We start from the raw sequence: 13256 nt of genomic DNA on the forward strand, positions 1-13256 counted from the left end.
TGACATCTAAATCGCGTCCTCCAGTTCGAGTTTCGGTCGGATGCCGAGAGCGATCATCTCGTCGAGCAGCAGCTTGAACGCGTAGCTGACCTCCAGCTCGTGGATGTCGTCCTCGTCGCCCGTCACCGGGTCGTACACGCGGCGCTGCTCGCGGTCCTCGACGGCGACGAGCCCGGTCTCGGCGGAGACGTGGACCGTCTCGGCGTCCGAGGACTCCAGCAGTCGCTCGTTGAGCACCATCGACGCGCCGTGGCCGATGATCGTGTCGCGCTCCATCTCCCCGACGCGCAGGCCGCCCTCGCGGGCCCGCCCCTCGGTCGGCTGGCGCGTGAGCACCTGGACCGGCCCGCGCGAGCGGGCGTGGAGCTTGTTCGACACCATGTGGTACAGCTTGTGGTAGAAGATCGTCCCGACGAAGATCTCGGCGTCGATCTTCTCGCCGGTGACGCCGGAGTACATCACTTCCTTGCCGGAGGACTTGAACCCGTGCTCCTCTAACTGCTCGCGGAGCTCCTCCTCGTCTTCGCCCTGGAACGGCGTGCCGTCGACCCGGGAGCCGCGGAGCGAGCCGACCTTGCCGCCGAGCATCTCCAGCACGTGGCCGACCGTCATCCGCGACGGCAGCGCGTGCGGGTTCATCACGAGGTCGGGAACGACCCCCTCCTCGGTGAAGGGCATGTCCTCCTGGGGCGCGAGGTGGCCCACGACGCCCTTCTGTCCGTGTCGGGACGCGAACTTGTCGCCCAGCTCGGGGACGCGCTGGTCGCGCACCTTCACCTTCGAGAGCTTGGAGCCGTCCTCGCCCTCCATCAGCGTCACCGTGTCGACGACGCCCGACTCGCCCGAGCGCATCGTCACCGAGGTCTCGCGGCGCTTCTGCGGGGAGAGCCCGCCCATGTCGTCGGGCTCTTCGAGGAAGCGCGGCGGGCTGGTCTTGCCGAGCAGGACCGAGGACTCGTCCACCTTCGTCTCGGGGTTGACGAGGCCGTCCTCGTCGAGGTGGGTGTACGCGTCCTCGCCGCGGGCGCCGCGCACGTCCTGTTCTGGGATCTCGAAGCGGTCCTCCTGACCGCCGGGGTAGCGGCGCTCCTCGCCCTCGTACGTCCGGAAGAAGTGCGAGCGGGTGAGCGCGCGGTCGACGGAACCCTGGTTCATCACCAGCGCGTCCTCGATGTTGAACCCCTCGTAGGACATCACGGCGACGACGAAGTTCTGCGCCGCCGGCCGCTTGTCGAAGCTGATCTGGTCGGAGGTCTGCGTCTTCACCATCGCCAGCTGCGGGTAGTGGAGGAGGTGCTGGCGCGTGTCCGGCCGGATGCGGTAGTTCGCCGAGGGGAGCCCGAGCGACTGCTTCATCATCCCCGCGCCCATCGTAATGCGGGGCGAGGCGTTGTGCTCGGGGTAGGGGATCATCCCCGCGCCGATGCCGAAGACGAGCTGCGGGTCGATCTCGAGGTGCGTGTGGTCCTCGGTCACGTCCTCCTCGTCGACGGCGACGAGGATGTCCTCCTCCTCCTCCGCGTCGATGAACTCGACGTAGCCGCGCTCGACGAGGTCCTCGAACTCGACGTCGCCGCGTTCGAGCGCCTCGATCTCCTCGTCGCCGAGGAGCGGCTCGCCGTTCTCGACGACGATGAGCGGACGCCGCGCCCGCCCCGCGTCGGCGTTGACGATGACCTCGCGGGTCCGGTCTTTCACCGAGACGTTCACCATCTCCGAGACGTCGCCGCGGCGGCGCGCCTCGCGGATCTGTTCCGCGAGCTCCTGGGGGTTCTCGTGGGTGCCCACGAGGCTCCCGTTGACGTACACCTTCGCTTCGCGTTCTGCTTGTGCCATGTTAGTCGTCCGCCGTCTGTCGTTCGACGCCCTCGATGCCGGGGATCCCCTCGACACCCATCGACGCCAGTTCTCGTTTGAGTCCCTGTTCGTCCTCGACCGTCTGCGACAGCTCCATCGCCTGCGCGAAGTTCTTCACGAGCCCGCAGTTCGGCCCCTCCGGCGTCTCGGAGGGGCAGATGCGACCCCACTGGGTCGCGTGGAGGTCCCGCGCCTCGAAGTGCGGCTGCGACCGCGACAGCGGCGAGCGCAGGCGCCGGAGGTGCGAGAGCACGCCCATGTAGTCCGTCCGGTCGACGAGCTGGGAGACGCCCGAGCGGCCGCCCACCCAGTTGCCGGTCGCGATCGGGTGTTCGAGCCGCTCGGTCAGCACGTCGGACCGGACGACCGTGTTGACGGTGAGCTGCCGGTTCCGCATGTTGGCGCGTTCGAGCTGGTACTTCACGTCGCGCGCCAGCTTGTTCAGGGCGGTCCGGAACAGGTCGCGCATCAGGTCGCCGGAGACCTTCAGGCGCTTGTTCGCGTAGTGGTCCTTGTCGTCAGCCTCCCGGCGGTCCAAGGCGAGTTCGAAGCACGCCTCGGCCATCCGGCAGAGGTAGTACGCCTTGTTGATGCGGACGTCCTCCTCGTCGACGCCCTCCTCGTGGAGGTGCGGGAGGAGGTAGCGGTCGATGACGTAGTTCGCCCGCTTGAGCTGGTAGTTCTTCCCCTGGCCGCTCGCGACGCGCTCGCCGAGGGTCTCGATGGCCTCCTCGGTCGTCTGGACGTCGGCCTCCTCCAGATTCTCCAGCATGAACTTCACGATCTCGGGGTCGTCCGAGACGCGGTGGACGATCTCCTCGTCGGATTCGAGTCCGAGCGCCCGGACGAGCGTCACGAAGTCGATGGAGCCGGAGACGGAGGGGAACGACACTTCGAGCAGCCCCTCGCGGTTGCGCTCGCAGAGGACCAGCGCGCGGTAGCCGCGGCGCTGGGAGAACGTCTTGGCGACCTGGATCTCGTCGCCGTACTTCGAGTCGTACTCCGCGAGGATCTTGTTCGGCGCCAGGTCCTCCGAGGTCATCAGCACGCGCTCGGAGCCGTTGACGATGAAGTAGCCGCCGGGGTCGACGGGGTCCTCGCCGATGTCGATGAGCTCCTCGTCGGAGAAGCCCGCCATGTTACACTTGTTCGAGCCGACCATGATCGGCATCCGGCCGACCTTGGTCTCGGTCGTGTCGACGACCTCCTCGGGCTCGTCCTCGCCGCCGCGCACGATGGACATCTCCATGAACACGGGCGCCGAGTAGGTGATGTTGCGGAGCCGCGCCTCCTGGGGGTAGAGCAGCTCCTCGGAGCCGTCGGCCTCGCGGACGCGCGGGGTGACCATCCGCACGTCGCCGAGCTCGACGTAGACGGGCTCCTGGCCCTCCTTGTCGCCGATGTCCGTCTCGATCGTCTCCTTCTCGTCGACCACTTCCTGCATGCCGCGGTCCAGGAAGTTGTTGAACGAGCGGAAGTGGTGTTCTGCGAGCCGTTCGTCCGAGAAGTACTCGCGTGAAACCACGCGTCGATCTTGCCTGTTCATGAGACGACCAGTCGGTACACGACCGCCTCGTCGGTCGTGCGGGAGTCGCGAACGATCTTCACCACGTCGCCGACCTCGGCTTCGTCGGGGAGCGCGGGATCCGTGCGTTTGATCTTCGGTAAGTTCGTTTTCTTCACGTCGTACTCCGCCAGGACCTCCTCGACCTCCTCGGGGTCGTCGAGGAGAACGTGGTCCGGGACGAGTTCGTGTTGGCTTACGTCTACCATGGGTGCTGGTGGTGGGGAGAAGCTATCACGAGATACTACAGGTACGTATATACGCCAGCGGCATAAGAGTTACCAAGCGCTGCCGCGCGCGGCTCACGGACCGAGGGCGTTCGACACTCTCACGCACGCGAGGTCGACACAAAAGGATACCGGCCGCGGCCCCGACCGCGCCCCTCGGCGTCCCGGCTCGGACGTCCCGATTCCCTGTCACCGACCCGCACTCCCGTCAGGGATGACAAGCCTTATTTGCCAGACAGGGATACGAACTGATGCGACAAGCCCGGATGGTGTAGTGGCCCATCATACGACCCTGTCACGGTCGTGACGCGGGTTCAAATCCCGCTCCGGGCGTCCCCTCTTTCGGGGCGCTGTCGCTGTTTGCCCGGATGGTGTAGTGGCCCATCATACGACCCTGTCACGGTCGTGACGCGGGTTCAAATCCCGCTCCGGGCGTTCCTGTCGACGCCGACTACGAGCGAGGAGCGCCAGCGACGAGCGAGTCCGGCGTCGACGAACGCAGACTGAAGGGATTTGAACCAGGGAGTGGAGCGAGCGGTGCGAGGCGCGAGCGAAGTGAGCGCCTCGAAAAGCGAGCGGAAAGACTGAGGTACAAATCCCGCTCCGGGCGCTTCTGCTGCCGCAACAACGAACGAGGAGCGCTAGCGACGAGCGCGTCCGGCGGCGGTTCCGATCCCGAGCTACAGCCCCAGTGCCGCCCGGAGGTCGTCGACGAGCGTTTCCGTCTTCTCGTCCGGCTCCTCGTCGGTGTCGACGGGCGTCCGCCCGTCGTACGTCTCGTGGACCATGGAGACCCCCTCGGCGAGCGTGTCGAGACCGTAGCCGCCCTCCAGCACGTACGCGTCGGCGGCGCCGACGTCGTCGGCGAGCGTCCGGATCCGGTCGGTCAACAGCGCGTACCCCTCCGAGGAGACGCGCATCCGCGAGATTGGATCGTGGCGGTGCGCGTCGAACCCGGCCGAGACGATCAGCAGGTCGGGGTCGAACCGGTCGACGGCGGGCGCGATCCCCTCGTCGACCGCGTACAGGTAGTCGGCGTCGCCGGCGCCGGCCGCCAGCGGGAGGTTCGCGGTGGTCCCCTCGCCGTCCCCCTCGCCGGTCTCGTCGAGGTCGCCCGTGTCCGGGTACAGCCCGTCCTCGTGGATCGACGCGTAGAACACGTCGCCGCGGTCGTAGAAGATGTCCTGCGTGCCGTTCCCGTGGTGGACGTCCCAGTCGAAGATCGCGACGCGGTCCGCGAGGTCCTCGTCGAGCGCGGTCTGGGCCGCGACCGCGGCGTTGTTGAAGAAGCAGAACCCCATCGCGTCGTCGGTGACGGCGTGGTGGCCCGGCGGGCGGCCGATCGCGAACGGCGTCCGTCGGCCGGTCGACCCGTCGAGCGCCTCGCGGGCGGCCCACTGGGCGAGTCCGGCGGAGCTGAGCGCGGCGTCCCACGTCCCGTCGCTGGCGACGGTGTCGGGGTCCCAGCTCCCGCCGCCGTCCGCGACGAACGACTCCAGTTCGTCGACGTAGTCCGGGTCGTGGACCGCCGTGACCGCCGCCTTCTCGGCGGGGTCCGCCTCGACGTACTCGACGCCGTGTCGCTTCGCGAGGCCGCGGCGGATCGCGCGGAGCCGGTCCGGGTTCTCCGGGTGTCGCTCGCCGGTGTCGTGGTCGAGACACCGCTCGCTGTAGCCGAACCGCATCTACTCGAACAACGCGAAGTACGTCTCGATATCCTCGGCCTGTACCGTTCGCCGGTCCGCGTGGCGGGCCAGCGTCGCGGCCGCGCTCGCGACGTTGTCGGCGTAGTCCTCCAGAATATCGGCCAGCGCGACCCGCGCGTCGACGCCGACCCGGTATCGGTCGTCGATCCGGAGCCGAGCGATCCGGTCGATCGGCGCGACCGGCAGCGTGAGGTCCTCCCGGCTGACGACCTGCTCGACGCCGAAGTCCGCGGCCATCAGCGTCTTCCGGCCGTCCGCGGTCGCCCGCTCTGCCGCGTCGACGGCCAGCGCCGCGCCGTGGGACTGGATCCGTCGCGCGAGCTCCTCGGCGGCGTCCGCGCTGACGCGGAGTTCCCCCGCGTTCCGCCGGATGATCCCGTCGACCGGCGCGAACGGCAACTCGACACTCATACACACAGTCGCGTCCGTGTATCGTATAACGCTTTCCGTTACCCGCGTCCCCGCCGGATCCGGACGGGGACCGTCGGGGCCGGAAGACGCGTCCGCCTCAGAACACGTCGTCTGCGTCGATGGTCCCGTCGCGCTCCGGCCCGCGGACGGTTACCTCCTCGCCGAGCCGGAGGCTGGCGTCGGTCTCGACCGTCTTCGTCCGCTGGCCGTCGTCGAGGACGACCGGGTCGCCGGTCTGGACGACGGTCCCGGTGAACTCCACGTCCTCGCTCGCCCGCTCCGCCGTCGCGGCCGCGGCGCCGCCGCTCGCGCTTCCCGCCTCGTCCTCGCCGCCCTCGCCGGCGACGGCCTCCGCGGCCGCCTTCTGTCCGTCCTCGGCGAAGGCGCCGAGACCGGTCTCGTCCGCGCCGCGGTCGCCGTCTCCCGCGGTCCCGTCGCTCCCGGCGGAGCCGGAGCCGGACGCCCCGCCAGCGACGCCGGCCGCAGCGTCGCTCCCCTCGTCGAGGACCGAGACCGTCGACCGCCAGTTCGCGGACGCCTCCAAGTCGTCCTGCCAGCCGTCCTGGATCTCGACGTCGGTGAAGACGACGCGGTCGGCCAGTTCGATCTCGCGGTCGGCCTTATCGCCCCACAGCGCGACGCGGATCTCGCCCGTCTCGTCTTTGATCCGGACGTTCCGGACCTGCCCCTCGCTGCCGTCGTCGCGGTCGAACGTCCGCTTCGGGTCGGTCTCGATGACGCCGCCGCCGATATCGACCGTCTCGCCGATTTCCAGGTCGGCGACGTCGGTCGTCTCCGGGACGTACTCGACGTCCTCGTCGACGCGTTCGACCGTGCCGCGGTCGCCGACGTGGAGCTCTAAGTCGCCGTCGCGCTCGCGGACGTAGCCGTCGCCGACCTCGACGACCTCGCCCGCCTCGAACTCCTCGGCGAGGTCGGCCTTGTCGTCCCACAGCGTGACGCGGACGCGGCCCGTTTCGTCGCCGACCGTGAGGTTCGCCACGCGCCCCTCGCTGCCGTCGTCGCGGTCGAACGTCCGGATCGAGTCGGTGTCGAGCACCTGCCCGACGAGGTCGACGTCGGACGCGCCGAGCGTGAGGTCCTCGACGCGGTAGGTGTCGAGCACCTGCACGTCGACCTCGGCGTCCTCGTCCGGCTCGACCTTGTCCGCGCTCACTTCGAGCCCGCTGTACCCCTCCTTCGGGCGGCCCATGACGCGGAGCACCTGCCCGACCTCCAGTTCCTCCTCGGCCGCCGCGGCCATGTCGTCCCACAGCGCGACCCGGACGGAGCCGGAGGCGTCCGCGACGTCGACGTTGCACACGCGGCCCTCGTCGGCCTCCTCGTCGTCGCGCTCGAAGGTCTTGACCTCGCCGATGGCGGTCACCTTCCCGAGGAACTTCACCTCGTTCATCCCCGGTTCGATGTCGGCGATGGTGTCCGCCTCCTCGTCGCGCAGCTCGTGCGCGATGAGCATCGCGGCGGTCTCCTCGTCCGCGAGCCCGCCCATCTGCTCGACCTTGTCCTCGACGGCGGCCTCGAACTCCTCGAACTCGACGTCGGTGTCGAGGTCCTCGTACACCTCCTCTATGGCTCCCATACTCGTTCCTCCGTGGTCGGCGAGGTCACGCATAAGCGTTGCCGTCGGTCCGGGCTCGCGCCGGCGCCCGTCCGATCTGCGGAGCGACCGGTTCGGGTCGCGGTCGCGGCTCGAAGGCGTCTCATAGAGGCGCATGGGGCCCGTCGGTACAAAAGGTGTTCATCCCGCGCCGCGAGTGCGCGTTCGTCTACTCCACCTTCGTCCCGCACCGCGTGCGTGCGGACCGGACGCACGGGACCCGCGGACCGTAACCGTCTTAAGTTCTACCGCGGTACGTGGAGATGAGTCCTGGTAGGGTAGTGGACTATCCTCTTGGCTTGCGGAGCCAGGGACCGGAGTTCAAATCTCCGTCAGGACGTTTTCGGACACACAAAACGGCGAGCGTAGCGAGCCGTGCGTGTGTCCGAAAACTCCGCGGAGATTTGAGCAGGAAAGTCGCAGCGGCCGAGCGAAGCGAGGCCGACCGTCTTTCCGAGTTCAAATCTCCGTCAGGACGTTCATTCATAATTTAAAGAGCGGCGGCGCGCGCCACCGAGCGGCCGCTACCGGCGGCCGCGAGGAGCACGCGCGAGGGAGTCGTTGGCGCCCGGAGCGAAGCGGAGGGTGCCAGCGACGAGGCTGGGGAGGTATGAGGTGCTGTGCCGGGCGGGACTCAAAGGGGCAGCCGGGAGGGCGCCGTAGGCGACGCAAGCACCGCAGGGAGCGAACGGAGTGAGCGACCGAGGAGCACAGCGAGCGTACGGCGCCCTCCCGGCTGGGGCTTTGGCGGTGTCCGCCGCCGATCCGCGGTCAATTATTTATAAATGACCGGCTGGGGCCCAGGCGGCCGTCATCGCCGGTCCTCGGTTCACTATTTATAAGCGGGCAGTCGGAGATTGAGCGGGAATCACTGAATCAGCAACGGTCATTTATAAACGGCTGACCGTCAGTACAACCTTCCATCCCCTCGCTTCGTAGCCGACACGAACGACTCAATCCACCTATTAATCGTGCGGGTGGAAGCGCTCCATCGCGCGGCGGACCGCGTCGGTGTCGCCGATGAACGTCACGTGGTCGCCGATTTCGAGGACGGTGTCCGCGGAGGGGACGTGGTTCTCGCCGTCGCGGCTCACGACCGCGACGAAGGTGCCGTCGGGGATCCGCGCGTTGAGGTCGCGGATGCTCTTGCCCGCGAGTTCCGCCGAGGTCACCTCGACCTCCTGGACGTCGTGGCTGTCGCCGAGCTCGTTCATCCAGTGGGTGAGCGCGGGCCGCTCGATCTCGTCGTCGATGGCGACCGCGGTCGCCGTCGAGGCGTCGATACCGGTGACGCCGATGCTGTCGAAGGCGTCGACGTTGTCCGGGTCGTTCACCCGCGAGTACACCGAGGCGACGTCGAACTTAGTGATCGCGAGCTGGCACGCGAGGAGGTTGATGTCGTCGTCGCTCGTCGTCGTGATGAACCGCTTGGCGTCCTCGATGCGGGCGCCGCGCAGCGCCTCCGTGTCGCTGCCGTCCCCCTCGTAGACGGTGTACCCCTCCGATCGCGCGCGCTGGGCGACGTCCGGGTCCGACTCGACGACGACGACGTACTCGCCCCTGTTCTCCAGTCGCGTGGCGAGCGCCTGGCCGACCCGACCCCCGCCGATGATTATCGTGCGCATTGGTGACACTCCGAGGAACTCACCGATCTGCCGCGCGAGCCCCGCCTCGACGAGGACCGTCGCGAAGATGACCGCGAACACCGTGCCGACGAGCAGTTCGCCGGCGGCGACGCTGCCCGCCAGCTCCAGTTCGATGGCGAACAGCGTCGCCACGCTCGCCGGGATGATCCCCCGCGGCCCGACGCTCGCGATGAAGAGCCGCTCGGGCCGGGTGAACCGCTCGACGCCGACGGTCGCGAGGAAGGCCCCCAGCGGCCGGAGGACGAGCATGATGACGGCGACGAGCGCGACCACGCCGAGGCCGAGCCCCGCGATCGCCTCGACGTCGATCAGCGCCGCCAGCGAGATGAACACGAAGGACAAGACGATCGTGGTGGTGTTTTCCGCGAACTTCTCTATCTCCTCGCGGTTGTCGATCCCGAGGTTCCCGAGGAGGATCCCGCTCGTCGCCGCCGCCGCGATGCCCGCCTCCGCGGCGACGGCCTCGGCGGCCGCGAACGACCCGATCGCGGCCGACAACACGAGGAACTGCGAGGCCTGCACGTCGCGTTCGGGGACGAGGTCGCTCTCCAGCAGCGCGTAGATAATGACGGTGGCGAGCAGCCCGGCGGCGACGCCGACGCCGAACCGCTGGAGGAAGGACAGCACCGTCGCAGGGACGCCGAGGTCGTCGAGCAGCAGCGTCTCGAAGATGACGACCGCGACGATCGCGGCCGTCACGTCGTTGACGATCCCCTCCGTCTCCAGCGCGGTCGCGACGTGGTCCCGCACCCGGACCACGTTGAGGATCGGGGTGATGACGGTCGGGCCGGTCGCCACCAGCAGCGCGCCGATCAGCAGCGCGATCTCCCACGTGCCGTCCGTGAACGCGCGGACCGCCGCCGCGGTGCCGAGAAACATCACGAGGGCGCTGACGGTCACCAGCCGGAGCGACACCGTCGACGCGCGTCGGATCCGGTCGATACGGAGCGCGAACGCCCCCTCGAAGACGATGATCGCCACGCTGAGTCCGACGATTATCTCCAGTCCGTCACCGAACGTCTCCAGCGTGACCAGCCCCAGCAGCTCGGGTCCCAACACCACCCCGATCGCGAGGTAGAAGATGACGCTCGGCACCCGGAGCCGGTGAGCGAGCAGCTGGACCGCGAGCCCCGACACGAGTATCACCGCGATCACCGGCAGCAGGCTACTGGACACGTCCACCGTTGATACGCCCCCGTCCACCCTTAGTGTACTGGTGGGCGCGCCGGTCGACCGAATCGGCGCGACGTGTGACCGCCGAACGAGACAGATGACTGCCGAACGAGACATTGGTTCCCACACACGAGCAACTATTAACTCGGTTCCGTCACTCGGTGAAGGTACGCCCGGTCGGTCCCCCACCGCCGGGTCGAACCCATGACCGTCCGCAGCCCCATCCCGACGTTCGCCCCCCGCCGGAGCGTCCGGAAACGGGCCCGCGGACCGGTCGCCGCTCTCCTCGGCGCCGTCGCCGCGTGACCCCGACGCGGGGACAGCCCGCTCGTCCGCCGTGACGAGCGCCGTCTTCTCCCGAACGCTCCGAGACCCCGCTTCGCCGTCAGTGGCCCGCCGCGCGCGGGCAGAGGCGGCCGAACCGACACCCCGCGAGGCGGACGCCTCGCACCGCACCCACGATCCGACGATGAACGCAGACCGATCCCCGTCCAGACGCACCGACCGTCCCGACCACCCCGACTACCCCGACCCGAACGCGGGCCCGCACCCGTCCGAACCGCTCCCGTCGCGCGGCGCGATGATCGCCTTCGCGGCGCTGCCGGCCGCGACGGTCGTCGCCCTCTCGTTCCCGGCCGCCGCCGCGGTCGCGCTGGCGGCCCTCTGCGGCGCCGTCGCCGGCGCGGCGCTCGGCCGGCGGTACCCGAGCGCGGTCGACCGGACGCTGAGTCTTCCGAACGACGACGCCGGCGTCGGCGAGGTCTGATCCGCCGGCCGCGGCGGCGCTTCGCTCCCCGCTGACGTTTCGCTCCCGCCGACGTTCCGCCCTCCCTTGAGTTTCCGTCTCCCGACGCCGCCGCCGTGATTCCGGTCGCGGCGACTCGGACGTCGCGTTCGCGTAACTCGGCATTTATCAGTCGCCGTCGCCGACCGCGAGGCGTGACCGATCCCGACGACGGCCCGGACCGAGACGCGCGGCCGTCCGCGTCCGTCGCGATCACCGCGGGCGCCGCGCTGTTCAACGAGGGGAGGTTCCGCGCGGCGCGGGACGTCTGGGACGCGGAGGGGCGACCCTCCGCCGACGTCGACCGCGACGGCACTCCCGAGCGACTGCTCCGGGGGCTGGCCGCGACCGCGACGGCGACGCACCGCGCGAGCGACGGCGACGGATCCGGGGCGGCGGAGCGCGCGGACGACGCCGTCGCGGCCCTAGAGGACGTCTCCGATCCGCGGGGAGTCGCGCTGGGTCCCGTCCGGGGGTGGGCGGAGCGACTCGCTTCGGCCCCGGGAGACGCGGACGCGGCGGCCGCGCCGCGGGTCCGGATCGACGACGAGACGCCGGACTTCGACGTCCTGTCGCTCGCCGCGACCGGGCTCGCGGTCCCGGCGCTGGCGAGGGCTGGCGAGCCGGGCGACCCGGCTGCGCTCGCGAGAGCGGCGGACTTCGCCCGCGAGGAGCGCGGGACGGGACGGACCGAGTTCGCCGAACTGCTGTTCGCGTACCTCCGGACGCCGGACGCGCGGCCGCAGGTGGCCGCTCGGCTGGGCGATCACGTCGAGCGCGAGGCGAGGAAGCGGCGCGACGTCGACGGGCTGTTCTGAGCGTGGGGCCGATCAGGCGTCGTCCGGGTCGGCGGGGAAGTTGGGTTCGGCGGGCGACTCCGGGGCGGGCCGATCGGCGTCCGACGCGAACGAGTCCTCGCCGTAGCGACCGCCGTTCGTCTCGGTGTCGCGGTCGGACTTGGGTTTGCCCTCGAAGGTGTAGTCGGCGGAGTTATCGGCGGGGTCGTAGCCGAGCGCCTCGCGGGCGCGCTCGATGGAGTAGTACCGGCGGTCGTTGTTCGAGATGCCGTAGACGACCTCGTAGCCGTACTCCGCGCGGAGGCAGCGGTCGAACAGGTGCGCGCAGTCGCGGTGGGAGAGCCACATCGCCTGCCCGCGCTCGTACTCCCGCGGCGGGTGGTCCTTCGTGAGGTTGCCGATGCGGACGCAGACGACGCTCATGCCGAACTCGTCGTGGTAGAAGCGCCCGAGGGACTCGCCGGCCGCCTTCGAGACGCCGTAGAGGTTGCCGGGGCGGGGGAGCTCGCTGCCGTCGAGCCGGTAGTCGTCCTCGGGGCGGTACAGGTCCGGAGTCCGCTCGTCCGTCTCGTAGCCGCCGACGGCGTGGTTCGAGGAGGCGAACGCGAACTTCTCGACGCCCGCCTCGGCGGCCGCGCGCATCACGACCTGCGTCCCGTCGATGTTGTTCCGGAGGACGGAGTCCCACGGCGCCGTCTTCCGCGGGTCGCCGGCGAGGTGGATCACCGCGCCGACGTCGGCGACCGCCTCGCGGACGGCGCGCTCGTCGGTGATGTCGGCGACGTACCGGTCGGCGTCGGTGACCCCGTCGGGCACCTTCGCGGCCGGGAGCGGCTCGCGGTCGAGGAGCCGCCAGTCGTAGTCGTCGCCGAGACCGCGGAGGATGGCCTGCCCCACCCGTCCGCCGGCGCCCGTCAGGAGGACCGGCTCGTCCATTCGACTCTACGTGGGCGGGAGAACGGCATATATGACACGGTTCGACCGGTGGGACCGAATCCGGGGCCGGAGAAGCGGGACGGCGGCGGGAAAGGCGGGTCGAAACCGCCGATGGTCGGTGCTACAGCTTCTTTCGCGATACCTTCACGCCGGTGGGAGTGACGATGATCTGGTCGTCGCCCTTCTGGACGATGTCGCCGTCGACCTCCTGAACTACCTGGCGGAGCTCGTCGTAGACGTGTTCTATCGTCCGGTCCGACGTGGAGTGGCGGGTGATGTCCGCGATGACGAAGTCGCCGTCGTAGACGGCGTCTTTGATCGGGATGACGTCGCTCTGGTCGCCGATCTCGGCGAAGTGTACCTGCGTGCCCGTCTCCGCGTGCGCGTCGGCGAAGTCGTCCGTGTCGAGCTCGACGTAATCGTCGACGGAGCGGCTCCCACTCCCGCCGAGGATCTTGCTCATGATGCCCATACACACCACACGACGAGGTTAGACATTAGTTCTTACGTCAGACGCACCCGCGTCCGTCCCGCACC

Annotated in this window: 11 protein-coding genes and 3 tRNA genes; 5 read left to right on the forward strand and 9 right to left on the reverse strand. The window is 69.3% G+C overall.

The window, feature by feature from the left end; all coding sequences use genetic code 11:
* Window positions 1–6: 6 nt before the first annotated feature.
* From rpoB to AC4NMM_RS04495, 3 genes are read right to left on the reverse strand one after another with little or no spacing between them, the layout of a single operon-like run.
* Window positions 7–1836 carry a DNA-directed RNA polymerase subunit B gene (gene rpoB, locus AC4NMM_RS04485; protein ID WP_096394132.1) on the reverse strand — a complete coding sequence of 610 codons (1830 nt, stop codon included), beginning with the start codon at window positions 1834–1836 and terminating at the stop codon, window positions 7–9.
* A 1-nt stretch (window position 1837) separates the two neighbouring features.
* Window positions 1838–3403 (reverse strand): DNA-directed RNA polymerase subunit B'', encoded by a 1566-nt coding sequence (locus AC4NMM_RS04490; RefSeq protein WP_096394133.1) that lies wholly within the window; start codon window positions 3401–3403, stop codon window positions 1838–1840.
* Complete coding sequence (locus tag AC4NMM_RS04495; RefSeq protein ID WP_004599097.1) at window positions 3400–3630, reverse strand: DNA-directed RNA polymerase subunit H; 231 nt, start codon at window positions 3628–3630, stop codon at window positions 3400–3402. The genes AC4NMM_RS04490 and AC4NMM_RS04495 overlap by 4 nt, the downstream gene beginning before the upstream one ends.
* Before the next feature lie 278 nt (window positions 3631–3908).
* On the opposite strand from AC4NMM_RS04495, the gene AC4NMM_RS04500 reads away from it, so the two are divergent.
* Both AC4NMM_RS04500 and AC4NMM_RS04505 read left to right on the forward strand, forming a co-directional pair.
* Window positions 3909–3981, forward strand: a tRNA-Asp gene (locus tag AC4NMM_RS04500).
* 29 nt (window positions 3982–4010) lie between these two features.
* Window positions 4011–4083: transfer RNA gene (locus AC4NMM_RS04505), tRNA-Asp, on the forward strand.
* A gap of 245 nt (window positions 4084–4328) precedes the next feature.
* On the opposite strand, the gene AC4NMM_RS04510 is transcribed toward AC4NMM_RS04505, so the two are convergent.
* From AC4NMM_RS04510 to AC4NMM_RS04520, 3 genes are all read right to left on the reverse strand, one after another.
* Entirely contained in the window at window positions 4329–5333 is a 1005-nt protein-coding gene (locus tag AC4NMM_RS04510; protein WP_096394134.1) for a histone deacetylase family protein, read from the reverse strand.
* Window positions 5334–5765: a histone family protein gene (locus AC4NMM_RS04515; RefSeq protein ID WP_491923634.1), complete on the reverse strand. Its 432-nt coding sequence runs from the start codon at window positions 5763–5765 to the stop codon at window positions 5334–5336. It lies immediately after the preceding gene.
* Between the two features lie 97 nt (window positions 5766–5862).
* Window positions 5863–7365 (reverse strand): single-stranded DNA binding protein, encoded by a 1503-nt coding sequence (locus tag AC4NMM_RS04520; protein WP_491923635.1) that lies wholly within the window; start codon window positions 7363–7365, stop codon window positions 5863–5865.
* Between the two features lie 285 nt (window positions 7366–7650).
* On the opposite strand from AC4NMM_RS04520, the gene AC4NMM_RS04525 reads away from it, so the two are divergent.
* Window positions 7651–7723: transfer RNA gene (locus AC4NMM_RS04525), tRNA-Arg, on the forward strand.
* 625 nt (window positions 7724–8348) lie between these two features.
* Here AC4NMM_RS04525 and AC4NMM_RS04530 read toward each other — a convergent pair.
* Window positions 8349–10184: a cation:proton antiporter gene (locus tag AC4NMM_RS04530; RefSeq protein WP_096396183.1), complete on the reverse strand. Its 1836-nt coding sequence runs from the start codon at window positions 10182–10184 to the stop codon at window positions 8349–8351.
* A gap of 487 nt (window positions 10185–10671) precedes the next feature.
* On the opposite strand from AC4NMM_RS04530, the gene AC4NMM_RS04535 reads away from it, so the two are divergent.
* The gene (locus tag AC4NMM_RS04535) at window positions 10672–10968 is read left to right on the forward strand and encodes a hypothetical protein (protein WP_231899156.1); all 297 of its coding nucleotides are present in this window, start codon (window positions 10672–10674) and stop codon (window positions 10966–10968) included.
* Between the two features lie 173 nt (window positions 10969–11141).
* Window positions 11142–11804 (forward strand): hypothetical protein, encoded by a 663-nt coding sequence (locus AC4NMM_RS04540; protein ID WP_491923636.1) that lies wholly within the window; start codon window positions 11142–11144, stop codon window positions 11802–11804.
* A gap of 12 nt (window positions 11805–11816) precedes the next feature.
* Here AC4NMM_RS04540 and azf read toward each other — a convergent pair whose 3' ends face one another.
* Window positions 11817–12719 carry an NAD-dependent glucose-6-phosphate dehydrogenase Azf gene (azf, locus tag AC4NMM_RS04545; RefSeq protein WP_096394137.1) on the reverse strand — a complete coding sequence of 301 codons (903 nt, stop codon included), beginning with the start codon at window positions 12717–12719 and terminating at the stop codon, window positions 11817–11819.
* A gap of 121 nt (window positions 12720–12840) precedes the next feature.
* Window positions 12841–13191, reverse strand: a complete 351-nt coding sequence (locus AC4NMM_RS04550) for a cell division protein SepF (RefSeq protein WP_096394138.1) — start codon at window positions 13189–13191, stop codon at window positions 12841–12843.
* Window positions 13192–13256: the final 65 nt, after the last annotated feature.

Source organism: Halorubrum sp. SD41 (assembly GCF_058630335.1).